This window comes from Nocardioides lentus (genome assembly GCF_039529515.1).
Taxonomy (GTDB): Bacteria; Actinomycetota; Actinomycetes; order Propionibacteriales; family Nocardioidaceae; genus Nocardioides; species Nocardioides lentus.
Genome location: NZ_BAAAMY010000001.1, coordinates 427,147 through 450,175, shown reverse-complemented (window position 1 = coordinate 450,175; position 23,029 = coordinate 427,147). Strand labels below are relative to the sequence as shown.

31 protein-coding genes are annotated in these 23,029 nt (G+C 75.4%); 19 read left to right on the top strand and 12 right to left on the bottom strand.

Annotated elements, in window-relative coordinates; all coding sequences use genetic code 11:
* The 3 genes from ABD158_RS02160 to arsB are packed head-to-tail and all read right to left on the bottom strand — an operon-like array spanning window position 1 to window position 2,212.
* Complete coding sequence (locus tag ABD158_RS02160) at window positions 1-459, bottom strand: arsenate-mycothiol transferase ArsC (RefSeq protein WP_344003028.1); 459 nt, start codon at window positions 457-459, stop codon at window positions 1-3.
* Window positions 456-1,118, bottom strand: coding sequence for an arsenate reductase/protein-tyrosine-phosphatase family protein (locus ABD158_RS02155; RefSeq protein WP_344003025.1), 663 nt, complete (start codon window positions 1,116-1,118; stop codon window positions 456-458). Before ABD158_RS02155 ends, ABD158_RS02160 begins: the two co-directional genes overlap by 4 nt.
* Window positions 1,115-2,212, bottom strand: coding sequence for an ACR3 family arsenite efflux transporter (gene arsB, locus ABD158_RS02150; RefSeq protein WP_344003023.1), 1,098 nt, complete (start codon window positions 2,210-2,212; stop codon window positions 1,115-1,117). Before arsB ends, ABD158_RS02155 begins: the two co-directional genes overlap by 4 nt.
* 79 nt (window positions 2,213-2,291) lie before the next feature.
* Here arsB and ABD158_RS02145 point away from each other — a divergent pair, with 79 nt between their 5' ends.
* Together ABD158_RS02145 and ABD158_RS02140 are read left to right on the top strand one after the other, a co-directional pair.
* Window positions 2,292-2,675, top strand: coding sequence for an ArsR/SmtB family transcription factor (locus ABD158_RS02145; RefSeq protein WP_344003020.1), 384 nt, complete (start codon window positions 2,292-2,294; stop codon window positions 2,673-2,675).
* On the top strand, window positions 2,672-3,064 hold the full coding sequence (locus ABD158_RS02140) for a hypothetical protein (RefSeq protein WP_344003019.1): 393 nt from the start codon (window positions 2,672-2,674) through the stop codon (window positions 3,062-3,064). Before ABD158_RS02145 ends, ABD158_RS02140 begins: the two co-directional genes overlap by 4 nt.
* Here the strand turns inward: ABD158_RS02140 and ABD158_RS02135 are convergent.
* On the bottom strand, window positions 3,061-3,597 hold the full coding sequence (locus tag ABD158_RS02135; protein WP_344003016.1) for a hypothetical protein: 537 nt from the start codon (window positions 3,595-3,597) through the stop codon (window positions 3,061-3,063). The two genes, ABD158_RS02140 and ABD158_RS02135, sit on opposite strands and share 4 nt — an antisense overlap.
* Window positions 3,588-4,166, bottom strand: coding sequence for an RNA polymerase sigma factor (locus ABD158_RS02130; RefSeq protein ID WP_344003013.1), 579 nt, complete (start codon window positions 4,164-4,166; stop codon window positions 3,588-3,590). Before ABD158_RS02130 ends, ABD158_RS02135 begins: the two co-directional genes overlap by 10 nt.
* 148 nt (window positions 4,167-4,314) lie before the next feature.
* Here ABD158_RS02130 and ABD158_RS02125 point away from each other — a divergent pair, with 148 nt between their 5' ends.
* From ABD158_RS02125 to ABD158_RS02080, 10 genes are all read left to right on the top strand, one after another.
* Window positions 4,315-4,773 (top strand): Asp23/Gls24 family envelope stress response protein, encoded by a 459-nt coding sequence (locus ABD158_RS02125; protein WP_344003010.1) that lies wholly within the window; start codon window positions 4,315-4,317, stop codon window positions 4,771-4,773.
* Window positions 4,763-5,128: an Asp23/Gls24 family envelope stress response protein gene (locus tag ABD158_RS02120; RefSeq protein WP_344003008.1), complete on the top strand. Its 366-nt coding sequence runs from the start codon at window positions 4,763-4,765 to the stop codon at window positions 5,126-5,128. The genes ABD158_RS02125 and ABD158_RS02120 overlap by 11 nt, the downstream gene beginning before the upstream one ends.
* A 101-nt stretch (window positions 5,129-5,229) precedes the next feature.
* Entirely contained in the window at window positions 5,230-5,406 is a 177-nt protein-coding gene (locus ABD158_RS02115) for a DUF2273 domain-containing protein (RefSeq protein ID WP_344003006.1), read from the top strand.
* Window positions 5,399-5,863: an Asp23/Gls24 family envelope stress response protein gene (locus tag ABD158_RS02110; RefSeq protein WP_344003003.1), complete on the top strand. Its 465-nt coding sequence runs from the start codon at window positions 5,399-5,401 to the stop codon at window positions 5,861-5,863. Before ABD158_RS02115 ends, ABD158_RS02110 begins: the two co-directional genes overlap by 8 nt.
* On the top strand, window positions 5,860-6,402 hold the full coding sequence (locus ABD158_RS02105) for a DUF6286 domain-containing protein (RefSeq protein ID WP_344003000.1): 543 nt from the start codon (window positions 5,860-5,862) through the stop codon (window positions 6,400-6,402). Before ABD158_RS02110 ends, ABD158_RS02105 begins: the two co-directional genes overlap by 4 nt.
* Window positions 6,399-6,986: a hypothetical protein gene (locus tag ABD158_RS02100; protein ID WP_344002997.1), complete on the top strand. Its 588-nt coding sequence runs from the start codon at window positions 6,399-6,401 to the stop codon at window positions 6,984-6,986. The genes ABD158_RS02105 and ABD158_RS02100 overlap by 4 nt, the downstream gene beginning before the upstream one ends.
* A 1-nt stretch (window position 6,987) precedes the next feature.
* On the top strand, window positions 6,988-7,125 hold the full coding sequence (locus ABD158_RS02095; protein ID WP_344002994.1) for a hypothetical protein: 138 nt from the start codon (window positions 6,988-6,990) through the stop codon (window positions 7,123-7,125).
* A 113-nt stretch (window positions 7,126-7,238) separates the two neighbouring features.
* Entirely contained in the window at window positions 7,239-7,412 is a 174-nt protein-coding gene (locus ABD158_RS02090; RefSeq protein ID WP_344002991.1) for a CsbD family protein, read from the top strand.
* 154 nt (window positions 7,413-7,566) lie between these two features.
* Window positions 7,567-7,893 carry an Asp23/Gls24 family envelope stress response protein gene (locus ABD158_RS02085; RefSeq protein WP_344002988.1) on the top strand — a complete coding sequence of 109 codons (327 nt, stop codon included), beginning with the start codon at window positions 7,567-7,569 and terminating at the stop codon, window positions 7,891-7,893.
* 9 nt (window positions 7,894-7,902) lie between these two features.
* Window positions 7,903-8,676: a TetR/AcrR family transcriptional regulator C-terminal domain-containing protein gene (locus ABD158_RS02080; protein ID WP_344002986.1), complete on the top strand. Its 774-nt coding sequence runs from the start codon at window positions 7,903-7,905 to the stop codon at window positions 8,674-8,676.
* 16 nt (window positions 8,677-8,692) lie between these two features.
* On the opposite strand, the gene ABD158_RS02075 is transcribed toward ABD158_RS02080, so the two are convergent.
* Together ABD158_RS02075 and ABD158_RS02070 are read right to left on the bottom strand one after the other, a co-directional pair.
* The gene (locus ABD158_RS02075) at window positions 8,693-9,370 is read right to left on the bottom strand and encodes a response regulator (RefSeq protein WP_344002983.1); all 678 of its coding nucleotides are present in this window, start codon (window positions 9,368-9,370) and stop codon (window positions 8,693-8,695) included.
* Window positions 9,367-11,898 (bottom strand): sensor histidine kinase, encoded by a 2,532-nt coding sequence (locus ABD158_RS02070; protein ID WP_344002980.1) that lies wholly within the window; start codon window positions 11,896-11,898, stop codon window positions 9,367-9,369. Before ABD158_RS02070 ends, ABD158_RS02075 begins: the two co-directional genes overlap by 4 nt.
* A gap of 233 nt (window positions 11,899-12,131) precedes the next feature.
* Between ABD158_RS02070 and ABD158_RS02065 the strand changes: the two genes are divergently transcribed.
* The gene (locus ABD158_RS02065) at window positions 12,132-12,980 is read left to right on the top strand and encodes a DUF3152 domain-containing protein (protein ID WP_344002978.1); all 849 of its coding nucleotides are present in this window, start codon (window positions 12,132-12,134) and stop codon (window positions 12,978-12,980) included.
* A 21-nt stretch (window positions 12,981-13,001) separates the two neighbouring features.
* On the opposite strand, the gene ABD158_RS02060 is transcribed toward ABD158_RS02065, so the two are convergent.
* Window positions 13,002-13,409, bottom strand: coding sequence for a PPOX class F420-dependent oxidoreductase (locus tag ABD158_RS02060; RefSeq protein WP_344002976.1), 408 nt, complete (start codon window positions 13,407-13,409; stop codon window positions 13,002-13,004).
* A 79-nt stretch (window positions 13,410-13,488) separates the two neighbouring features.
* Here ABD158_RS02060 and ABD158_RS02055 point away from each other — a divergent pair, with 79 nt between their 5' ends.
* Window positions 13,489-15,522 carry a sulfatase gene (locus ABD158_RS02055; RefSeq protein WP_344002973.1) on the top strand — a complete coding sequence of 678 codons (2,034 nt, stop codon included), beginning with the start codon at window positions 13,489-13,491 and terminating at the stop codon, window positions 15,520-15,522.
* A gap of 18 nt (window positions 15,523-15,540) precedes the next feature.
* On the top strand, window positions 15,541-16,290 hold the full coding sequence (locus ABD158_RS02050) for a hypothetical protein (protein ID WP_344002970.1): 750 nt from the start codon (window positions 15,541-15,543) through the stop codon (window positions 16,288-16,290).
* A gap of 64 nt (window positions 16,291-16,354) precedes the next feature.
* Here the strand turns inward: ABD158_RS02050 and ABD158_RS02045 are convergent, their stop codons facing one another.
* Window positions 16,355-16,981 (bottom strand): FMN-binding negative transcriptional regulator, encoded by a 627-nt coding sequence (locus tag ABD158_RS02045; protein ID WP_344002967.1) that lies wholly within the window; start codon window positions 16,979-16,981, stop codon window positions 16,355-16,357.
* 116 nt (window positions 16,982-17,097) lie between these two features.
* Between ABD158_RS02045 and ABD158_RS02040 the strand changes: the two genes are divergently transcribed.
* The gene (locus tag ABD158_RS02040; protein WP_344002964.1) at window positions 17,098-18,474 is read left to right on the top strand and encodes a GntP family permease; all 1,377 of its coding nucleotides are present in this window, start codon (window positions 17,098-17,100) and stop codon (window positions 18,472-18,474) included.
* Between the two features lie 12 nt (window positions 18,475-18,486).
* Here the strand turns inward: ABD158_RS02040 and ABD158_RS02035 are convergent, their stop codons facing one another.
* Both ABD158_RS02035 and ABD158_RS02030 read right to left on the bottom strand, forming a co-directional pair.
* Window positions 18,487-19,425, bottom strand: coding sequence for an amidohydrolase family protein (locus tag ABD158_RS02035; RefSeq protein ID WP_344002961.1), 939 nt, complete (start codon window positions 19,423-19,425; stop codon window positions 18,487-18,489).
* Window positions 19,426-19,515: 90 nt separating this feature from the next.
* Complete coding sequence (locus ABD158_RS02030; RefSeq protein ID WP_344002959.1) at window positions 19,516-20,247, bottom strand: NADPH-dependent F420 reductase; 732 nt, start codon at window positions 20,245-20,247, stop codon at window positions 19,516-19,518.
* A 235-nt stretch (window positions 20,248-20,482) separates the two neighbouring features.
* On the opposite strand from ABD158_RS02030, the gene ABD158_RS02025 reads away from it, so the two are divergent.
* The 3 genes from ABD158_RS02025 to ABD158_RS02015 are packed head-to-tail and all read left to right on the top strand — an operon-like array spanning window position 20,483 to window position 22,248.
* Window positions 20,483-21,133: a fasciclin domain-containing protein gene (locus ABD158_RS02025; RefSeq protein WP_344002957.1), complete on the top strand. Its 651-nt coding sequence runs from the start codon at window positions 20,483-20,485 to the stop codon at window positions 21,131-21,133.
* Between the two features lie 19 nt (window positions 21,134-21,152).
* Entirely contained in the window at window positions 21,153-21,389 is a 237-nt protein-coding gene (locus ABD158_RS02020) for a hypothetical protein (RefSeq protein ID WP_344002954.1), read from the top strand.
* A gap of 4 nt (window positions 21,390-21,393) precedes the next feature.
* Entirely contained in the window at window positions 21,394-22,248 is an 855-nt protein-coding gene (locus ABD158_RS02015) for an FHA domain-containing protein (protein ID WP_344002951.1), read from the top strand.
* Here ABD158_RS02015 and ABD158_RS02010 read toward each other — a convergent pair.
* Window positions 22,224-22,886 (bottom strand): FkbM family methyltransferase, encoded by a 663-nt coding sequence (locus ABD158_RS02010; RefSeq protein ID WP_344002948.1) that lies wholly within the window; start codon window positions 22,884-22,886, stop codon window positions 22,224-22,226. The genes ABD158_RS02015 and ABD158_RS02010 overlap by 25 nt on opposite strands.
* Window positions 22,887-23,029: the final 143 nt, after the last annotated feature.

Below are 23,029 nucleotides of genomic sequence, written 5' to 3'. Positions count from 1 at the left end.
TCAGCGCCCGGTGACGACCGAGGGCGGCAGCTCGAGGTCCGGCACGAGCTCGACGAGCAGCTCGCGGACCCGGCCGTCGATGTCGGCGACGATGCGCCGCACCTCGTCGCGGCCGCGGCCCTTCGGGTCGTCCAGCGGCCAGTCGCGGTAGCGCGCCCCGGGGACGTAGGGGCAGTTCTCGCCGCAGCCCTGGGTGATCGCGAGGTCGCTGGTGGCGATCATCTCGGTGGTCAGCAGCTTCGGTGACTCCCGCGACGTGTCCAGGCCGAGGTCGGTCAGCACCGCCGCCACCTCCGGGTGGACGTGGTCGCCGGGCTCGGTGCCGGCCGAGATCGCGACCACCCGTCCCTGCGCGTAGTGCTCGGTGAGCAGGCGCGAGGCCACCGACCGACCGCCGTTGGCGCGGCAGGCGAAGACGACCTGGGGGACGTGCCGGGAGGTGCGGTCGGTCTCGGTCATCGGGCTCCTCCGGAGGCGTGGTGGGCGAGGATCTCGGCGACGAGCGCCCTCGACCGGGCGTCGATGTCGTCGCGGATGGCGCGGACCTCCTCGAGCGACCGCCCGGCCGGGTCGGGCAGGTCCCAGTCGAGGTAGGTCCGGCCCGGGTAGATCGGGCAGGCGTCGCCGCAGCCCATCGTCACGACCACGTCGGCGGCGCGCACGACGTCGTCGGTGAGCGGCTTGGGGAACTCCTCGCCGAGGTCGACGCCGATCTCCGCCATCACCGCGGTCACCTCGGCGCCGATCTCCGCGGCGGGCTGGGACCCGGCGGATCGCACGTGGACGCGGCCCGCGCCGTGGCGGTCGATGAGGGCGGCCGCCATCTGCGAGCGCCCGGCGTTCTGCACGCAGACGAGCAGCACCTCCGGGACCTCGCGCGCGATGGTGCCCTGGTCCTGCGCCAGCGCCGTGAGCCGCTCCATGGCGAACCGCTCGGCCAGGACGGGGAGGTAGGTCCCGATGCGCGACGTACGCCGCAGCGCGGTGTAGGACTCGAAGAGGTAGCGCTCGATCGTCTCGGCCGCGAAGTGGCCCGCGAAGCGGTCCGCGAGGCGCCCGCTCGCGTCGCCGAGCAGGTGGCGCGGGTCCTGAACCCCGGGCATCGGCGCGCCGGTCATCGCGCAGCCTCCTCGGCCGGGCGCAGGCGGAGCGCGACGTAGACCAGGGCGACCAGCACCGGCACCTCGATCAGGGGCCCGACGACCCCGGCGAGGGCCTGGCCCGAGGTGACGCCGAAGGTCGCGATCGCGACGGCGATGGCGAGCTCGAAGTTGTTGCCCGCCGCGGTGAAGGCGAGGGTCGCGGTCTTGGCGTAGCCCAGCCCGAGCCGGGCGCCCGCGACCCAGGAGATCGCGAACATCCCGAGGAAGTAGGCCAGCAGCGGCAGGGCGATGCGGGCGACGTCGAGCGGGTTCGAGGTGATCGCGTCGCCCTGGAGCGCGAACAGCATCACGATGGTGAACAGCAGCCCGTACAGGGCCAGGGGGCCGATGCGCGGCAGGAACCGCTCCTCGTACCACTCGCGGCCCCGCGCCCGCTCGCCGATCGTCCTCGTCAGGTAGCCCGCGACGAGCGGAATCCCGAGGAACACCAGCACGCTCAGCGCGATCGCCCCGACCGAGAACTCCGCGGAGGTCGTGGGCAGGCCCAGCCAGCCGGGCAGCACCTGCAGGTAGAACCAGCCGAGCGCGGCGAAGGCGACGATCTGGAAGACCGAGTTGATCGCGACCAGCACCGCGGCGGCCTCGCGGTCCCCGCAGGCGAGGTCGTTCCAGATCAGCACCATCGCGATGCACCGCGCGAGGCCCACGATGATCAGCCCGGTGCGGTACTCCGGGAGGTCCGGCAGCAGCAGCCAGGCCAGGGCGAACATCAGCGCCGGGCCGAGCACCCAGTTGAGCACCAGGGACGCCACCAGGAGGCGCCGGTCGGAGGTCACCCGCGAGGTCTCGGAGTAGCGGACCTTCGCGAGCACCGGGTACATCATCAGCAGCAGGCCCAGGGCGATCGGCAGCGAGACCGAGCCGATCTCGACGGCCTCGAGCACCTCGTCGAGGCCGGGCACGAAGCGACCGAGCGCGAGCCCGAGGGCCATGGCGAGCACGATCCACACCGGCAGGAAGCGGTCGAGGACCGAGAGCCGGGCGGCGACGGCGGAGCCGGCGGGATCGCCGGGACCACCGGATCGGGCGACGTCGGCGGGGGATGTCATCCGGGGGTCCTCCTGGTTAGACGACTGTCGAAGCACGCCGAGTGTTGTCCCCTGCTTCGACACGTGTCAACTTAGGGACGTGGACACGCCCGCGACCGCCCCCGACACCTGCCGGACGGCGGACCTCGACGCCTCCCCCCTGCCGGACGAGGAGGCCCGCGAGCTGTCGCGGCTGCTCAAGGCCGTGGCCGACCCGGTGCGGCTCCAGCTCGTCGCCCTCATCGCCGCGCACGAGGACGCCGAGGCCTGCGTGTGCGACCTGACCTGCGCCTTCGACCTGTCCGCGCCGACGATCTCCCACCACCTCAAGGTGCTGCGCGAGGCCGGGGTCCTCGTCTCGGAGCGCCGCGGCACCTGGGTCCACTACCGCCTGTGCACCGACGCCCTCGGCGAGGTCGCCCGCGCCCTGGCCGCGGTGGGCACCCCGCGCGTGCCCCTGCTCGTGTCCGCCGCCTCCCGGTGACCCCGCCGCAGCCCGACGCCGACCCCGGGACCGATCCCGGGGCCGAGGCCGCTCGCCGGCGCGAGCGACGCGCCGCCGTGCGGGCGCACCACCCGGACGCCGGGGGCGACCCCGACGCGCTGCAGGCCGCGCTGCACGAGATCGACGAGCGGTACGCCCGGTCGGCAGCGCGGTCGACCGGGCCCACCGGCACCACCGGTGCGGCCGGGCCCGGCCGCCCCGAGGTCGTCGTCGGCCGGCGTCTCGCGACCCGGGTCCGTGCGGTGGTCTCCCCCTACGTGACGGGGCCGGTCGCCGAGCGCGTCCGCGTGCTGCGCGAGCGGATCCCCGCGGGCTGGCCGGGGCACCGACGGCTGATCGACGTCGGCGAGCGCCGCGAGCGGCCCTAGAGGACCCGCGGGTCGCCGTCGACGACGTCGACGACCGCGACGTCCACGGTCAGCGGCGGCGCGTCGGTCCCCTCGCCGGTGACGATCGAGCCGATCTCCTCGAGCACCTGCGCGCGCACGTCCTCGGCCAGCGTGACCAGGTCGACGCCGAACGCGGCGACCAGCGAGACCTCGACGGCCAGCAGCCGCTCGTCGTCGACCCGGAAGACGACGTCGTCGGGAGCGTGCGTCGGCGCCGAGCCGAGCAGCCGCCTCACCGCGGCGAGGAGCACCCTGCTCGAGACCACCGTGCGGGAGCCGTCCGCGTCGAGGCGCACGAGCACCGGGTGGTCCGGGCGCGTGATGGTCCGCGCCCGCCGCTTCACGTCGTCGGCGAGCACCGACCAGCCGCTGGGCTCCTCGGCCCGAGCGGCCCGGGTGGCCCGCTGCAGGGGTCCGACGCCGGCGGCGACCAGCTCGTCGTCGAGCGGGTCCACCTCGTCGAGGTCCTCGGGCTCCACAGGCTCACGGCCCGGCCCCTCGTTCACCGCCATCGCGCCATCCTCTCCGCCAGCACACGTCGTCCTCGGTGCAGATGACCTCGGACGCTGCCCACCGGCATCGCCAGCGCCTCGCCGATCTCGGCGTACGACAGCCCTTCCACCTCACGGAGCAACCACGTCGCCCGCTGGTGCCACGGTAGTTCGTCCAGCGCCTGCTGCAAGGCGCCGAGGAGCTCGGAGTCCAGGACGTCCTGCAGCGGGTTGTCCGTCGCGGGGCGCACCACCCGCGACAGCAGCTCGTCGTCGATCGGCGTGGGCCGGCGGTGACGCTGCAGGTCGGCCGCGCGGCGGTGCACCATCCGGAACAGCCAGGTCCGCAGGCTCGAGCGCCCCTCGAACGACGCCAGGCTCTTCCACGCCGAGATCAGCGCCTCCTGGGTCACCTCGGCGGCGTCGTGGTTGCTGCCGTGCATCAGCCGGATCGCGTAGCGGTACATCCCCGGGCCGTGACGGTCCACGATGACGCGGAACGCCGCCTCCTCGCCCAGCCGGGCCTGCCGGACGAGCGCCTCGTCGCTGGCGTCCACCAGCCAGTCGGCGCCCGCGGGCTCGTGGTCCATGTCACGAGAGTGGCAGAAGCCTCCACGCCGTGTGGAGGTGTGGTGGCGCTCACGTCGAATTTCCTGTGACATCCGGGCGGCCCCGTGCGACCAACACACGTAGCGACCGAACGACGGTCCTCACAGCGAGACGAAGGGAGCACCACCCATGACCCAGTCCAGCACCGAGAAGACCCCGGCCACCACCGCCAAGGAGGGCCCGCTCGTCACCGAGCACGGCCGCACCACCATCGCGGACACCGTGGTCTCGAAGATCGCCGGCATCGCCACCCGCGAGGTCGCGGGCGTGTACAACCTCGGCGGCGGGACCGCGCGCGCCGTGGGCGCCATCCGCGACCGCATCCCCGGCTCCAGCACCAACCACTCGCAGGGCATCTCCGTCGAGGTCGGCGAGCGCCAGGCCGCCGTCGACGTGCAGCTCGTCGCCGAGTACGGCGTGTCCATCGCGGACCTGTCGGCCGGCGTGCGCCGCAACGTCATCAGCGCCGTCGAGCGCATGACCGGTCTCGACGTGGTCGAGGTCAACATCACCGTCAACGACGTCCACCTCGACGACGGCTCCGACGACGAGGACACCAACGAGGGCTCGGTCTCCCGTGTCGAGTGACACCCCCTCGGCCCCCCAGGGCCAGCCTGCTGCCGGCGGCGTCGCTGACGCCGCCGGTGGCGGGGCCCCGGCAGAGCCGCTCGACCCGGCCGAGGAGCTGGCCGGCGAGCTGCTGTCGCTGCCGGGCGTCGCCGCCCTCCACGGCGGCCTGTTCGGCGAGGTCGCGACCTACCTGCCCGGCCGTCGCGTGACCGGGATCCGCCTGGACCCCGAGCGCACCGACGTGCACGTGAGCATCGAGTACGGCGCCGCCGTCCACGACGTCGTCGAGGCCGTCCGCAGCGCGACCGCGCGCCGCGTCGGCGGCCGCGTCGACGTCTACGTCGAGGACGTCGCCCCTCCGACCTCCGCCTGAGCGGCGGACGCGTCGGCCCGGGGCGACGTCCCCACCCCTCCTCCCCCACACACCCACCGGACACATCACCCGGAATCCACGACCTACTCCCAGGAGACACCATGACCACCTCGACCATCGGCCTGCTCGCCGGCCTCCTCCTCGCCATCGCCATCGCCGTCGGCGGCTTCTCCGGCTTCCTGCTGGCGCTCGTGCTCGGCGCGGCCGGCTACGTGATCGGGGGACAGCTCGACGGTGAGCTGGACGTGACCGCGATGGTCCGTGGTCGCCGTGGCTGAGTCCGACCTGGCCCCCCGTCACGCCGCACCGGCGGCCGACGGCTCGACCGGCAGCGAGGACGGGTTCGCCCTCTCCGACGTCTCCGGCGCGGCCGACCGGCCGCCCGAGGAGCGCGGGAGGCTCGACCTGAAAACGCGCGCCCTGGCCCACCTGGCCGAGCACGCCGCCTCCGAGGTCCCCGGCACCGTCCGCTCCGGCAGCGCCGTACGCCGCTCGCTGGGCCGCGCCTACCCGCACGCCTCCGCGAGCCTCGACGCCGGCCGCGCCTCGCTCGACCTCGACGTCGCCGTCGCGTGGCCCGCCCCCGTGGCCGACGTCGCCCGTCGCACCCGCGACCACGTCCTCGAGCGGGCCCGCACGCTGTCCGGCATCGACGTCCGCCGCGTCGACGTCACCGTCCACGTCGTCTCCGCCTCCGAGGTGGAGGAGACCACCGAGTCCAGGAGGGTCCTGTGAGCAACCGCTCCCCCGCCACCGCGCCGACGCGGGCCCCGATCGCCAGCCTCTTCGCTGCGCTCGTCGCCATCGCGCTCGTCGCCCTCGGCGTCGTCGCCGTCCGCGACCTCGCCGTGGCGCAGGGCTGGACCACCGGGTCCCCCTGGGCCACCCCCGTCGTGGAGTCCCTGGACGGCCTGACCGCGGGCACCCCCGTGGTCGTCGCCGGCGTCGTCGCCGGCGTGCTGGCCCTCGTGCTGCTGTACGTCGCGCTGAAGCCGGCCCGTCGTACCCACGCCAAGGGCGCCGACTCCGCCACCGACCTGTGGGTGACGCCGGCCGCCGTGGCCGCCCTCGCCCGCGAGGCCGCCGACCGCACGTCGGGCGTCCAGGCCGCCGAGGCCCGGGCCACCCGCCGCAAGGTCTCGGTCTCCGTCTCCGTGGACCCGTCCGCCTCCGGTGTGGCCGAGGCCGTGCAGCAGTCGGTCTCCGACCAGCTGTCGGGCCTCGCCACCCAGAGCGTCCGTGTCCGCACCCGCACCCAGGAGCAGCCCTCATGACCCGCAAGCTGAACGCCTTCGACCGGACGGTCACCCTCGTCCTGGCCCTCGGCCTCGGCGCCGGTGCGTTCTTCGCGCTGGACTGGCGCTACGGCTGGGTCTTCACCTACGCCGACGAGCTGTCCACCCAGCCGGCGACCACCGTCGTGGAGTCCTCGTGGTTCCCGTGGGTCTTCGCCGTCGTCGGGCTCGTGCTCGGGCTGCTGGGCCTGTGGTGGCTGCTGTCCCACACCCGCCGTCCCCACGAGTCGACGCTGCGCCTGCGCGGCTCCGGCGGCGCGGGTCGGCTCGAGCTGGACCTGTCCTCGATGGCCGACGCCACCGCCGACCGGTTCGCGACGCTGACCCCGACCGACCACGTCCGTGGCCGCACCCGCAGCTACGGCTCCAAGCAGGTCGTGGAGATCAAGGCCCGCCTGGCGTCCCGCGCCGACGGTCCCAGCATCGCCGCCGCGGCGCGCACCTGCGCCGAGGACGTCGCCCGGGCGCTGCCCGACGGCGACGCCACCTGCCGGGTCCTCGTCGACGGCCCCTCGCGACGCCCGTCGCTGGGTCGCCGGTCCACCACCGCCCGGGTGCACTGACGTGGCCCGCGCGAAGACCAACCTGTTCGCCCTGCTGGGGTGGCTGGTCTGGAAGCTGCTGGCCCTCGTCGGGGTACCGGCGGCCAAGAAGAAGCTCGAGTCCCGCGGCGGGCGCCGGCGGACTCGTGGACGACGCTGACCACGGTCACGACGTCCGAGCGCGAGTCGGGAATGAATCCGCCCGCGCGATCGTTTACCCATCAAGTTGGCACGGGGATCACCCCGCGCCTCACCCACAGAAGGAGAGCTGATATGGGCATCGGCGACAAGATCTCGAACGCGGCCGAGGACCTCAAGGGCAAGGCCAAGGAGGCCATCGGCGACGCGAAGAACGACGACTCGCTGAAGGCCGAGGGCAAGGCCGACCAGACGAAGGCCGACACCAAGAAGGCCGGCGAGAACGTCAAGGACGCCTTCAAGAACTGACGTCCCGCACGCGTGCCCGACGGGCCGGTCGCCTCACGGCGGCCGGCCCGTCGTCGCGTCCGGACTCCGGCCGTCCGTCCCGCGCCGGGACGCGACCGCTACGCTGCCTTACGTTGTAAGGCGGACGCCGGGTCCGCCGCGACAGGAGGACCGCGTGGACAGCCAGACGACCGACGAGGGGTCCGGCGGCCGGACCGTCCTGACCACGCGCGTGCTGCGCGAGATCGCCGGCCTCGCCGCCCGTGAGGTGCCCGGGGTCGTGGACGTCGCCGCCGTCGAGCTGGCGATGGCCGAGGAGCAGGTCCGCCTGCGTCTGGCCCTGACGGCCGCCTGGGGATCCCCGCTGCCCGACCTCGCCGACGACGTGCGCCGCGCGGTCGTGGGCGCCGTCGACGCGATGACCGGGCTCGCCGTCGTCGAGGCCGACGTCGCCGTGGTCGACCTCGTGGTCGACGGAGCCGACGGGCCCGCCGAGCGCTAGCCTGCGGGGGTGGGCGACAGCGCGGACTCCTCGGACCGACGGGGTCCCGCCGGTCGCAGCGCCGGCGCCGGCCACGACCTCGACGCGGCGATCGCCGGCGGCGACGCGGTGCCCGCCCGGGCGCCGCTCGACCGCGACCGGATCGTCGCCGCCGCCCTCACCTACGTCGACGCGCACGGCCTCGCGGGTCTCACCATGCGGCGCCTCGGGGACCGGCTCGGGGTCGAGGCCATGTCGCTGTACCGCTACGTGCCGGGCAAGGAGGACCTGCTCGACGCCGTCGTCGAGGCCCTCCTCGACGTGCTGGAGCGGGATCCGGACGTGCTGGTCGCGCCCACCGACGGGTGGCAGGACTTCCTGCAGCGGCTCGCCCACGGCATCCGCCGGGCGGCGCTGGCCCACCCCAAGGCGTTCCCCCTCGTCGCCTCCCGCCCGCCGGAGGCCCCCTGGCTGCGTCCCCCGCTGCGCAGCCTCGTCTGGGTCGAGCGCTTCCTCGTCGCCCTCACCGACGAGGGGTTCGACGCCGGGTCCGCGGTCGCGGCGTACCGGTCCTTCACGAGCTTCCTGCTCGGGCACCTGCTGCTCGAGGTCGCCGGGCACGGCGCCGACGTGGGTCCGCTCGACGTCGTGGACGACGGCTCGGTCGCCGACGAGGGCCTCGCCGACTACCCGGCGGTGGCGGCGCTGCGGAGCGAGCTGTCGCAGGACCACGCCGCGCTCGAGTTCGAGGACGCGCTCGAGAGCCTGCTGGACCGTCTGACGCTGCTGCGAGCCGAGGGCTGAGGAGCCGGTCCCGCGCTCACGCCTCGAGCACGTAGCCGAGGCCCGGCGACGTGATCAGGTGGCGCGGGTGCGCGGGGTCCGCCTCGAGCTTGCGGCGCAGCTGCGCGGCGTAGACGCGCAGGTAGTGGTGCTCGTGCGCGTACGCCGGGCCCCACACCTCGCGCAGCACCTCCTCGCGGGTGACGAGCCGGCCCCGGTGGCGGGCCAGGAGCTCGAGGAACGCCCACTCGGTGGGGGTCAGCCTCACCTCCACCCCGTCGCGGTGGACCTGCTTGCGGGCCAGGTCGATGCGCAGGTCCCCCGCGACGACGACCGGGTCGGCCGGGGCCGCCGTGGCCTGGGCGCGGCGCACCGCGGCGCGCAGACGCGCCATCAGCTCGTCCATCGCGAACGGCTTGGTGACGTAGTCGTCGGCGCCGAGGTCGAGGGCCTCGACCTTGTCCTCGCCGTGCTGGCGCGCGGAGAGCACGACGACGGGCACCGTCGTCCAGCCCCGCAGGCCCTCGATCACCTCGGTGCCGTCGAGGTCCGGCAGGCCGAGGTCCAGCAGGACGACGTCGGGGTGGGTCCGGGCGGCGGCGTCGAGGGCCGAGCGGCCGTCGGCCGCGGTGACGACCTCCCAGCCGTGGGCGCGCAGGTTGATCGCGAGAGCCCGGGCCAGGGCGGGCTCGTCGTCGACCACGAGGACCTTCACGCGGCCCCCTCCGGGGCGGTGGCCCGCGGCACCGACAGCACGAGGGTCAGCCCGCCGCCCGGGGTGTCCTCGGCGACCACGTCGACGCCGAGGGCGTCCGCGAGGCCGCGCGCGACGGCGAGGCCGAGACCGAGGCCGCCGGGGCTCGTGTCGGACAGGCGCTGGAAGGGCTCGAACATCGCGGTGCGCCGCTCGGGCGGCACGCCGGGGCCACGGTCGACGACCATCACCTCGACGGTCGCGGGCCGCACGTCGGCCAGCACCCGCACCGGCAGCCCGTCCGAGACCCGCACCGCGTTGTCGACCACGTTGGCCACGACCCGCTGCAGCAGGCCCGCGTCGGTGCGCACGAGCGGGACGTCCTCGTCGACCTCCAGGCTCACCGTGCCCGGAGGGTGGCCGGCGACCGCGGTCGGCAGCACCTCCTCGAGGCTGCGGTCGGCCAGCACCGGGCGCACCAGCCCGGAGGTGACCCGCGAGAGGTCGAGCAGGTCGTCGATGAGCCGCTCGAGGCGGGCGGTGGCGCCGTCGACCGCGGCGACCAGCGCCTCGCGGTCCCCGCGGGCGAGACCGTCGGCCGGCCGGGCGAGCCCGTCGACGGCGGTGCGCATCGTGGCCAGCGGGGTGCGCAGGTCGTGGGAGACCGCGCGCAGCAGCGCGGTCGAGGTGGCCTCGGCGCCCTCGAGGGTGGCGGCGCGCTCCTCGCGCTCGCGCAGTCTCCGGTACTCCAGCACCAGGCCGGCCTGCACCGCGAAGCCCTCGAGCACGCGGCGGTCCTCCGCGCGCAGGGTGCTCGGGGCGAGCCGGAGCTCGTGGGTGTCGTCGATCCGCACCGCGGCCGCCCGGCCGTCGCCGTCGGGGCCCCCGCCCGCGCACACGTCCGGGTCGGTCCCCGGCGGGTCGAGCGCGAGCGTGCGCGGTCCGTCGGGACCGTGCTCGAGCAGCGCGACCGCCGTGAGGCCGAACGCCTCGCGCACCCGCGCGCACACCGCCTGCGCGGTGTCCTGGCCGGTGAGCACCGAGGCCGACAGCGAGCCCATCGTCTCGGCCTCGGCGCGGGCCCGGGTGGCGCTGATCGCGCGCCGCGAGGCGGTGTCGACCACGACGGCGACGCCGGTCGCGACGGCGACGTAGACCAGCAGCGACAGCAGGTTGGCCGGGTCGGCGACGGTCAGGACGCCGTACGGCGGGGTGAAGACGAGGTTGAGCAGCAGGAAGCTGACCGCGGCCGCCAGCAGCGCCGGCAGCAGGCCGCCCACGAGGGCGACCCCGACCGCGGCCGCGAGCAGCAGCATCTCCGCGAGGGGCAGCTGGTCGGTCTCGTCGAAGGCCTGCAGCAGCCCGGCGACCAGGAAGGGCAGCACCAGCGCCCCGACCCACCCCGCGACCTGCCGCCGCCGGCTGAGCGGCGACGGGCCGGGGTGGCGCCACCGGGTGCTGCGGGCGACCTCGTCGTGGGTCACGAGGTGGACGTCGACCCCGCCCGCGAGGGCGGCGATCCGGTCGCCGGTGCTGCCCGCCACCAGTCGTCGCAACCGACCGTGCCGGGAGACGCCGACGACGACCATCGTGGCGTTGGCGCCGCGGGCGAAGTCGACGACCGCCTCGGCGACCTCTTCGCCGACGACGCTGTGGAAGGTGCCGCCGAGCCCGGCCACCAGCCGGCGCACGTGGGCCACGCGCTGCTCCCCGGCCGGTCGCAGCCCGTCGCCCGCGACCACGTGGACGGCGAGCAGCTCCGAGGAGCCCGCCCGCTGGGCCAGGCGGGCGCCGCGGCGCAGCAGGGTCTCGGACTCGGGTCCACCGGTGACGGCGACGACGATCCGCTCCCGCGTCGGCCACGGCGCGTCGATGTCGTGGCGGCGCCGGTAGTCGCCGAGCGCGTCGTCCACCCGGTCGGCCAGCCAGAGCAGCGCCAGCTCGCGCAGGGCCGTGAGGTTGCCGACCCGGAAGTACGACGACAGGGAGGCGTCGACGCGCTCGGGACGGTAGACGTTGCCGTGGGCCATGCGGCGGCGCAGCGCCTCGGGCGCCATGTCGACGAGCTGGATCGTGTCCGCGGTGCGGACCACCTCGTCGGGGACCGTCTCGCGCTGGACGACGCCGGTGATGCGCCGGACCTCGTCGTTGAGCGACTCGAGGTGCTGGATGTTGACCGTGGTCACGACGTCGATCCCGGCGGCGCGGAGCACCTCGACGTCCTCGTGGCGCTTGGCGCGTGGGCTGCCGGGCACGTTGGTGTGGGCGAGCTCGTCGACCAGCACCACCTCGGGCGAGCGCGCCAGCACGGCCTCGACGTCGAGCTCGGTGAACGCCGAGCCCCGGTGGCCGACCTCCCGGCGCGGCACCACCTCGAGGCCCTCCAGCTGGGCGCAGGTGTGGGGGCGGTCGTGGGTCTCGACGTAGCCGACCACCACGTCGGTGCCCCGCGCGACGCGACGGCGGGCCTCGTCGAGCATCGCGTAGGTCTTGCCCACCCCGGGCGCGGCGCCGAGGTAGACCGCCAGCCGGCCCCGCCGCTCTCCCATGGTCCCCATGCTGCCAGCGCCGAGACGCCCTCCCGCACCGTCCTGATGGTTCCTTGACGCCCGGACGGCGCGCCGGGCCTCAGCCCGGGGTCGAGGCCAGCACGACGAGCCCCTGCCTCGTCCAGGTGTCGGCGATCTCGGAGGTCGTCGGCCCCCGCCCCGGCCGCGGCCTTCCCCACCCGCGCCGCTCCCGACCGTGGAGCCGCCCGCCCGGCGCGGCCTATCCTTCCGCCATGCCCCCGCGCGAGCCCGGCCGCCGCGTCCGCGGGGGCAGCCACCGGGCCACACCGCCCGCCCCGCGCCCGGGTCGTACGACGAGGGTCGTGCGGGGCGTCGGCATCCTGGCGGTCGCGGGGCTCGCGACCGGCTTCGGCCCCGTCGTCCCGGAGCTGCTCGACCGCGGCCCGTCGACCGTGGCCCGCGACACCGACGCCCCGTCCGCCGCCCCGTCGGGCGAGCCGGCCCCGGACGCGCCCGCCGACGCCCTGCCCGGCCGCGACGCGCCGTCGCCGAGCACCACCCCCGCCGAGGAGCCGGAGGCCGAGCCGGCGCCGCGGCCCCGGCGGGTGCCCGCGACGGGCAGCGGCGTGTTCCGGGTGGCCCTCGCCGCCGAGGCGCCCGCCGACGCGGACCTGACCTACACCGTCGAGGTCGAGGAGGGCGTGCCGTTCTCCCCGCGGGCCACCGCCCGCACCGTCGACCGCGTCCTCGGCGACCCCCGCGGCTGGCGCACCACCGCCGGGCTGGAGCTGCGCCGTACCGGCGAGGCGTCGGACTTCCGCGTGCTCGTGGCCACCCCGGCGACCACCGACCTGCTCTGCGCCCCGCTCGCCACCAACGGCGAGGTCTCGTGCCGCAACGGCGACCTCGTCGTGCTCAACGCGAAGCGCTGGGCGCTCGGGGTCCCGGACTACCGCGGGCACCTGCGCCAGTACCGCACCTACCTCGTCAACCACGAGGTCGGCCACCGCCTCGGCTACGGCCACGTCGAGTGCAGCGCCCCCGGGAGCCCGGCCCCGGTCATGCAGCAGCAGACCTACGGCCTCGACGGCTGCACGCGCAACGCCTGGCCGACGACCTGACGTGACCCCGGCGCCGCGGCCTCAGCCCTGACGGTCCGGACCCGCGCGCTCGGCCGTGATCCGCAGGAGCACGCGTCGCTCCTCGCGCATGGTGGCGCGATAGTCGTCCCAGTCGTCGTGCTCGCCCGCCGCGCGGCGGTAGTAGTCGACCAGCGGCTCCATGGCGTCGGGCAGCGACAGCACCTCGGCGCGGCCCTCCAGGTAGTACCAGGTCCCGAAGAAGGCGTCGGTGAAGACGCACAGCTGCGCCCAGGGGTCGGCGCGCAGGTTCCTCGTCTTGTACGCCGTCTCACGGCTGCTCACCACGAAGCGACCCTCGTCGTCGACGACGACCAGCACCGGGCTCTGCTGCACGCGGCCACCGCTCCGGGTGGCCAGCACGGCGCGGTGGTGGCGCTCGACGAACGTCCGGACACGGGCGATCTCCATGGCCCCAGTGTGCGCCATCCGGCCCGGCGGCGTGTTCTACTGCACTGGTTCGGTTGACTTACTCGGGAAAGAGGTCGTCGTGACGGTCCGCTCCACCCTGCCGGCCACGCGCCGCAGCGTCCTCGCCGGCTCCGCCGCGGCCGCCGCGCTCGCGGGGACCCGCCCGACGCCCGCCGGCGCCCGGCCCCGCCGGCCACCCGGCCGGCCGGCCGGACGCACCAACGTGGTCGTCGTGTCGATCGACGACCTCGGGTGGGACGAGCTGGGCTGCTACGGCAACGACTTCAACGAGACCCCGGAGATCGACCGGCTCGCCGCCGAGGGCACGCGCTTCACCCAGGCGTACGCGGCGGCCCCGCTGTGCTCCCCCACCCGTGCGGCGCTCGTCACGGGGCGCTACCCGGGGCGCACGGGCATCACCGACTTCCTGCGCCCGGAGTCGGCGGCCTCCGACTCCTTCCTCGACCCGCGCGGCGCCTCCGTCGCCGACGTGCTCGCCCGCCGTGGCTACACCAGCGGCCTGATCGGCAAGTGGCACCTCACCGAGACCTACTCCGGCGACTACCGCCGCCGCCCCGGCAACCCCTACGCCCACGGCTTCGACGACGTACGCGTCAGCGAGGAGCTCTACATCGGCGACGGCGACTACCAGCACCCCTACTTCTTCATGCCGGCGCAGCCGGCCCGGGAGCCCGGGGAGTACCTCACCGACCGCCTCGCCGCCGAGGTCGAGGACTTCGTGGCGACCCACCGCGAGGAGCCGTTCTTCCTCCACGTCTCCAACTACGCGGTCCACACCGCGCTCGTCGCGAAGCCCGACCTGCTGGCGCGCTTCGAGGCCAAGCCCGGGGCCGGCAGCCCGGGTCGACGGCCGCTGCTGGCCGCGATGCTCGCCAGCGTCGACGAGCAGGTCGGCCGCATCCGCCGCGCCGTGGAGCGCCACGGACTGGCCCGCGACACCCTGCTCCTCGTCACCTCCGACAACGGCGGGCAGAACCGCCCCGCCAACGCGCCGCTGCGCGGCGGGAAGGGCGAGCTCCTCGAGGGCGGGATCCGGGTGCCGCTCGTGGCCTGGGGCCCGGGCCTGGTGCGCGCCGGCGCCGAGAGCGACCACGTCACGAGCACGGTCGACGTGCTCCCGACCGCCGCCGAGCTCGCCGGTCTGCCCGCACCCGGCGGCGTCGACGGCACCAGCCTGGTGCCCACCCTGACCGGACGGGGTCGCCAGCGCACCCGCGAGGCGACGTACTGGGCCTACCCCCACCTGATCGGCGGCACCCTGCCCCACGCCGCGGTCCGCGTGGGCGACGACAAGCTGCTGATGTGGCTCGGCGACCGCCGCGTCGAGCTGTACGACGTGGCGATCGACCCGGGCGAGTCGCGCGACCTCGCCGCCGAGCGGCCGCAGGTCGCCGCGCGGCTGACCGCGATGCTCACCGCCCACCTCGCGGAGCTGGACCTCTACCCCGGGCCGCCCTCGCAGGCCGCCGGGCGCGAGCGGCGCGTGGTCACCGAGACCTTCGACGGCGGGCTCGGCGAGCACCGCCTCGCCCCCGTCCCGGCCACCGCCGCCCCCGCCGACGTCACGGTCGAGGGCTCCCGCCTGGTCGTCTCCTCCGCCGGCGCCGCCCACCTGCTGGCGATCGCGCCCGTGGGGCCGCGCGGCGACGAGTTCGTGGTGCAGCTCGACCCCGGCCCCCTGCCCACGGCCGGGCCGGGGGCCCCGAGGGAGCGCACCCTCGTCGCCGGCGTGGCCAAGGACGGCGACAACTACCTGCTGCTGCGCTACCGCCACGACCTCCGCCGGGTCGGCTGGGACCTGCGCGTCGGCGGGCGCCTCGAGGTCGGCGGCGCCGAGCCGACCGCCGCCCTCGACGGCGTCGTCGACCTCGACCACCCCGCCGCGCGGATCGCGCTGGTCGTGCGCGGCGCGAGCGCCGCGGCGTACGCCGATCCCCGGGGCGAGGGCTGGCGGTTCCTGTTCCGCCTCGACACCGCCGGGGCGCTGGACCTGCGCCGCGACGACGTCCGTCGTGACTACCGCTACGCCGTCGGCGCCCGCGTGTCCGGCACGACGGTCGCGCTGGACGGCTACCGCGCCTGGGAGCGCTGAACCCGGGTACCGACCGTCGTGGCCCACCTCGGCAGGACCTCCGGCACCACGCTCGGCAGGACGCTCGGCAGGATCCCCGGCCCCGGCCGGGCCCTCGGCACGATCGGCCTGACGTCGCGGGCCCGGGAGGTGGAGCGCGTCGCCGCCGCGCCCGCCCCGCACCGCCGGCCCGACCCCGCCCTGCTGCTCGGCGAGCTCGCCGGCTGGGCCGGCGCGGCCCGGCTGTGGGCGGCCTCCCCGCGGCTGGCCCTCGCCCCCCGCGGCGACGGGTCCGTCGTGATCGACCTGCCGGGGTGGCGGGCCCCGGAGCTGACCGGGCTGCCGATCCGCACCTACCTGCGCAGCCTCGGCCACGACGCCCGCTCGTGGGGGCTCGGCACCAACACCGGCCGTCCCACCCGGGACGTCGCGCTGCTCGCGGCCGACGTGCGGGAGGTGGCCGCCGCCCGCGGGCCGGTCTCGCTCGTCGGATGGAGCCTGGGCGGGCTGATCGCGCGGGAGGTCGCGCGCCGTGAGCCCGACGCCGTGCGGCGGGTGGTCACCTACGGCAGCCCGGTGCGGCTCGGGCGCCGCCTCGGCACCGGCACGCCGATCCGGGTGCCCGTCACCGCCGTGCTCTCGCGCCGCGACGGCGTCGTCGACTGGCGCGCCTGCCTGGACCGCACCTCCCCCGACGTCCGTCACGTCGAGGTGGGCTCGACCCACCTCGGGCTCGGCGTCGACCCCGACGTGTGGCGGGTCGTCGCCGAGGCGCTCGCCGGGCGCTGAGCAGTGAACAACGGGAGCCGAGGGCTGGGGACCGGGCCTGGGGACCGGGCCTGGGGACTGGGCGCTACCGGTCGAGGCCGGCCGCGATCTCGTCGGCCATCGCCGCGGCGTCCGCGCCACCCTCGGCCCGCAGCCCGGCGACCACACCGGCACGGTCGGCCACCGAGCGGTTCTGGCTGAGCTTGGCCTTGCCCTCGACCCGCTCCACGACCACCTCGACGCCGACGATCCCGCGCAGCTGCCCCGCCACGTACGCCGGCGGCGCGTCGCCGACCGCCCACGGCTCGGCCCGCCGCCCCTCGTGGAGCCGGGTCAGCGCCTCGACGTGGTCCCGGAGCCGGGCGGGGTCCTCGACCACCCGCGCGCGGCCGGTGAGGTGGACCGTGGAGTAGTTCCACGTCGGGACGACCCGGCCGTGCTCGCGCTTCGCGGCGTACCAGGACGGCGAGACGTAGGCCTGCGCGCCGCGCACGACGAGCAGCGCCGGGGTGTCGACGCCGATCCCGCGCCACTGCTCGTTGGCCCGCGCGAGGTGGGCGGTCACGACGTCGCCGTCCCACACCACGGGCAGCAGCGTCGCCCGTGGGTAGCCGTCGGCGCCGGTCGTCACGAGCTCGGCGGCGCCGACCGCCGCCACCAGGGCGCGCGCCCCGGACTCCTCGTCCATCGCGTTGGCCCGGGGCACGTACACGCGCCGAGCCTAGGACGCGGTGCCACCGGCGCGAGGGCCGGAGCAGCGCGGTGTGGCACGGTGCAGCCACCCGACCCGGCCACCCGACCCGGCCACCCGACCCGGAGGTGCCTCGCGTGATCATCCTGTACGCCACCGTCACGATCCTCGCGGTGGTGCTGCTCATCATCGTGCTCGACGTCGACCCGATGATCTCGCTGGTCCTGGGCTCCCTGGGCCTCGGCCTGGCCGCGGGGCTCGGGTTCGCGGGGACGCTGGAGGAGATCGTCGGCGGGTTCGGCTCGATCATGGCCGAGGTCGGCCTGCTGATCGGCTTCGGCGTCCTGATCGGGGCCCTGCTGTTCTCGATGCAGGCGCTCCAGCGACTGGTCGCGGGCCTGCTGCGGCTGCTCGGGGCGACCCGGCTGCCCTACGCCATGGCCGCGGTGATGACGTCGCTGTTCCCGTCGATCTACGTCGACGTGCAGCTCGTGCTCGCCTCGCCCCTGGCCCGCTCGGCGGCGCCACGGCTCGGGCCGCACGGGCTCGGCCGCATGAGCGGCGCGGTGACCGCCGGGATCCTGGTCGGCTACGTCTTCGTCGTGCCGGGCCTCGGCACGGTCTCGATCGCCGGCCTGCTCGGCGTGCCGCTCGGCACGATGCTGGTCTACGGCCTGCTCGTGGGGCCGCTGACCGCGGTCCTCACCGTGCTGGTGCACGGCCTGATCCTGCGGGCCGGCCTCTGGAACCCCGAGAGGGACGAGGACCCCTCCGAGTCGCTGCTCGAGGCGGAGGCGCTCGCGGAGCGCGAGGCGGCGGACGGCGCCGCGGTCGCCGGCCCGGGGTCGGGACCCGGGGTGCCGCCGCTGCCGGTCGCGCTGCTGCCGGTCCTGGTGCCGCTCGCGATGATCGCGTTCGGCGCGGTCATGGACGCGCTGGGCGCCTCGACGCCCTTCGTCGCCTTCGTCGGCGACCCGGCGTTCGCGCTGTTCGTCGGGCTGCTCGGCGCCTTCGTCCTGTCACGGGTCACGATGGGCCGTCGGCGCACCGGCGAGGCCATCGAGAAGGGCTTCGACACCACCGGCCAGATCCTGCTGATCACCGGTGTCGGCGGCTCGCTGGGTGCCGTCATCGCCGCGACCGACCTCGCGGACGTGCTCGGCGGGCTCTTCTCCGCCGACCAGGGCGCTCCCGTCGCCGTGACGATCCTGCTCGCCTGGCTCGTCGCCGCCGTCCTGCACCTCGCGATCGGCTCGATCTCCGTGGCCGCCATCGCCGCCGCCGGGATCATCGGTCCCGTGCTGGGTCAGCTGGACACCGCGCCGGTCGTCGTCGGGCTCGCGATCGGCGCCGGCGCCCTGTTCGCGCTGCACGTCAACAGCAACTTCTTCTGGATGTTCCAGTCCCTGCTCGGCGTCTCCACGAGCGGCGCCCTGAAGTCGCTGACCCTGGTCACCTCGCTGGCCTCGGTGATCGCCCTCCCGATCATCTTCGCCGTCAGCCTCGTGGCGTAGCGGCGGGCGCGCTCAGGACAGCCGCAGCAGGCGGGCGCCGTTGTCGTGCAGGACGGCGCGGAGCCAGTCGTCGCCGAGGTCGAGGCCGATCACGGCGTCGAGCCCGTCGAGGTAGGGGTAGGGGATGTTGGGGAAGTCGCTGCCCCACACGATCCGGTCGCCGAGGTCGCGCAGCCGCGCCCGCTCGGCGGCCGGGAACGGGTGCATCGACTCCACGTACGGCGTGAACGCCATCGTGGTGTCGAGGTGCACGCCCTCGTACGCCGCCGCGAGGTCGAGGAAGTCGCCGTACTCCGGCAGGCCCATGTGGGCGACGACGAGCACGAGGCGCGGGTGGCGCGCGAGCACCTCCGCGACGGGCCCGGGGCCGGTGAACGTGCCGGGGTGCGGCCCGGACCCGGCGTGCAGCACCACCGGCACCTGCGCCTCCGCGACCAGGCCCCAGACCTCGTCGAGCAGCGGGTCGCGGGGGTCGTAGTCGCCGACCTGCACGTGCGACTTGAAGACCCGGGCGCCCGCGTGCAGCGCGTCCGCGACGTACGACGGGGCGGCGGGCTCGGGGTAGAAGGTCGCCGACGGCACGCACCCGGCGGTCCGGGAGGCCAGGTCCAGCGTGTGCTCGTTGAGCCAGGCGGCCATGTCGGGGCGGTGGGGGTAGGCCAGGGCCGTGAACCCGAGCAGCCCGAAGTCGGTCAGCCGCGCGACGCGCTCGGGCTCGGGCAGCCGGTAGGCGATCGGCCACGCGCGCCCGGCGAGCTCGTCGACCCGGTCGAAGAACGCCCACACCTTGTCGAGCACGCGCTGCGGCATGAAGTGGGTGTGCACGTCGACCAGGCCCGGCAGGCCGAGCCGCTCCCAGCGCGCACGGACCTGCGCCGCCTCGTCCGCGGGGACGGCGACGGGCCGCGCGCCCGGGTCGGGCTCCGGCGTCGGGCTCGAGGTGGGGGGCATGGGCCCCTTCCTAGTCCCTGGCGCCGACGAGCGCGAGCGCGCGAGCAGGTGGTCCGCCCGACGGGCCCGCCCCCGCGCCCGCTCCTGCGGTCACTCCGGCGCGGCGAAGGTCATCAGCTCGACGTCCTCGCGGTCGGCCCGCGCCAGCAGCGCGGCGATCTCGTCCGCGCTCGCGGGCCGCGGACGGGCCATGTCGCCGTCGGTCGCGTAGGGCATGCCGTAGGCCGGCTGGCCGTTCTCGGCGCGCCAGCTCTCGTCGAGCCCGCCGCCGTCGTGGACGTCGTAGCCGAGGCGGTCCAGCAGCGCCACCGCCCGGGCCTTGGCGTCGGCGTCGTCGCCGAAGACCGGCAGGGCGCAGCGCTCGGGGTCCCCGGACGGCCGCGCGAGCGGCACGATGGCCTCGGAGTTGATGGTGCCGAACACCTTGACGACGTGCGCGCCCGGCAGGTGCTCCTGCAGCAGCCCGCTGGTCGTCGCGCGGTGCTCGTCGAGCGCGGCGACGTGGCCGTCCCGGTCGGGGTAGTAGTTGTTCGTGTCGAGCACGATCGTGCCGTCGAGCGGCGCGACCGGCACGTCCCCGACGGCGTGCAGCGGGATGGTGACGACGAGCGCGTCGGCCGCCTCGGCGGCCTCCTCCCGGCTCGCGGCCCGGGCGCGCGGGCCCAGGTCGGCCACGAGGTCGGCGAGGGTCTCGGGCCCGCGGGAGTTGGACAGCACGACGTCGTAGCCCGCGTCGACGGCGAGGCGCGCGACCGCGCTGCCGATGCGCCCCGCGCCGATGAAGCCGACGGTCTGGATCTCGGTCCGGATCTGGGAGGTCATACGACGCAGAACGCACGTCGACCCGCTCCTCTTCCGGCCCGGGCGCGCCCCGACACGTGCACGGCGAATCCTCCACACCTGCGTCCACAGCCTGTGGAGGTTGTGGATGAATACTGGTCGCGCCGTGGGACCTTCGGCCCTTGAACCTCCACACGAAAGTGGTTTACTTGCACAACGCGGTCACCCCCGTGACCTGCACCACATCCCCGACGCGACCCTGACCGAGGAGTTCCCGATGTCCCGCACCCCGCTCCGCCGCCGCCTCGCCGCCCTCGCCACCTCCGGTGTCCTCGCCGGCGGCGCCGTCCTGGCCGCCGGGTCGCCCTCCCAGGCCGCGGACGGCGCGGCCGAGGCCCTGAAGACCCGCAGCCTCGCGACCGTGCTCGCCGCCGACGGCGCGCGCTTCGACCGCGACGCGCAGGACTTCGACGTCCTGGAGCGGGCCGTGGGCCTCGTCCTCGAGGCGCGACCGGGCAGCCGGGTCGGCGTCCTCGCCGACGGCTCGCGCCGGACGACCGCCTTCCTGCCCACCGACCAGGCCTTCACCCGGCTCGTCGCCGACCTGACCGGGGAGCGACCCGGCTCGGAGCGCGCGACCTTCCGGGCGGTGCGCTCGCTCGGCGTCCCGACCGTCAACGACGTGCTGCTCTACCACGTGCTCCCGGGCCGCACGCTCACCTCGGAGAAGGTCCTCGCGGCCCGCGGCACCCGGGTCGGCACCGCGCTCGGCGCCCCGATCCGGGTGACCGTCCGCAACGGCGACGTCCTCCTCGGCGACCGCGACTTCAACGACCCCAACCCGCAGGTGGTCGTGCTCGACATCAACCGTGGCAACCGCCAGGTCGGCCACGCCATCGACCGGGTCCTGCGCCCCGCGGACCTCTGAGAGACACCGGAGACACGCCATGACCGTCAACAGCCCGCGCACCGAGCGCACCGACGACGTCCTCGACTGGGTCGACCTCGGCCAGAAGATGTGGGACTTCCTGACCGGCCGACAGGCCGCGATCCACTACAGCTTCGAGGACATGGCGGTCGAGGTGCCCCGCGACACCGGGCCCCAGGCGCCCCGCGCGACCTGGAAGCTCAACGGGACGCTCACCATCACCACCACCGACCGCGTGGCCTCCGGATCGGACTGAGCGGGTGCGTACGACGGTCTCCGCGGACCTCCGCTTCACCCTCGAGCGAGACGGCCAGCCCGACGTCGAGGGTCGCCTGACCGGGTCCGGCAACCGGCTGGTGCTGGAGGTCGACACGCCGGAGGCCTTCGCGGGCGCCCGGGACGCCCCCGCGGTGCGGGGGTTCGCCCGGGCGCTCGCGGAGCGTCACGTGCAGGTGCGCGTCGTGTCGGGCGGGCAGCACCTGATCACGGTCGGCGACGTGAGGGCGCCGTGGTGGCAGCGGCGGCTCACCGGCTCCCGCCGGATCCGGATGGGCAGCCTGCGGGGTGCCCTCACCGCCGCCCGGGCCCGTACCGGTGGTCAGCAGCAGGCCCTGCCCGACCTGTCGATGCTGCCGCCGGCCACGGTGTGGCCACCGGCCCCGACGTTCCTGCGCCGCCGGCGTCGCCACCCCACCACCACCCACGACCCCGGGCGCGGCGGGGAGGCCCGCCTGTTCCTGGTCGAGGCCGACGTGCTCGGCGACCGCCGCGCCCCGACGTACTGGCTCGTCGACGGTGCCCGCATCGGCTCGGGCGAGGACTGCGAGATCCGGCTGCCCGGGCTCGCGGAGGTCCACTCCCGACTCGTCCACGACGAGGACGACGAGTGGGTGGTCGAGGCCGTGGGGGGCACCACCCGGGTCCACGGCACGCCGGTGATGCGCCACATCCTGCGCACCGGGACCGGCATCTCGGTCGGGCCGCACCGGCTGTCCTTCTTCCGCGAGGAGTACGCCGACCACGGGCGTCCGTACGGCGGGCGGATCGGCGGCGAGCTCGGGCGCCAGCGCCCGCAGGAGCCGCCGGAGCGTCAGGAGCGGGGCACGCAGACGTAGTTGACGTTGTCGGCGTACATCTTGTGGGCCCGCACGACGTGGTAGTCGTGGGCCTCGACCCAGGCCCAGAACGCGGCGAGGTGCTTGGTCCGCACCTCGGCCGCGAGGCCCGGGCGGTGCTCGGCGACCAGCGCCTCCGCCCCGGCGAGCACCTGCAGCTCCATGCCCTCGACGTCGATCTTGACCAGCGAGATCGGGCCCTCGAAGTCCAGCCCGTCGAGCGGGTGCACGGCGACGGCGACGTCCCCCTGCTTGCGCAGCGAGGTGCCGCCGAGGTTGTGCTCGCCCGGCGCGGCGTGCACGTAGAGGTCGCGCCGGCGCGACCCCACCCCCTTCCCGAGGTGCGTGAGGTCGACCTTCGCGAGACCGTTGCGCTCGACGGTGTCACGCAGCAGCGCCGCCGTCGGCGGGTTCGGCTCGAACGGGTAGACCCGGGCCGCACGGGTGCGCAGGGCGTACCAGACCGTGTGGTTGCCGACGTTGGCGCCGACGTCGAGCACGGTGGAGCGCATCCAGACCAGGTCGCCGTGGGTGGGCAGCAGGTCGGCCTCGTAGAAGCGGCCCCGCACCAGGTGACGCTGCACGTGGTCGTCGGGGTCGTCCAGCGCGAAGGACACCGTCCGTCTGCCGACCCTCACCTCCGCCGAGGCTCTCGTCGCGGTCCTCCCCTGCCGAGCGTCCCCCATGGTCTCCCCCGATCCCACGCCGTGCGAGGACCGTACGACGCCGCGGCACCCGGCGACCGGACCCGCGACGGCAGGGTCCGGCGTGTCGTAGGTTC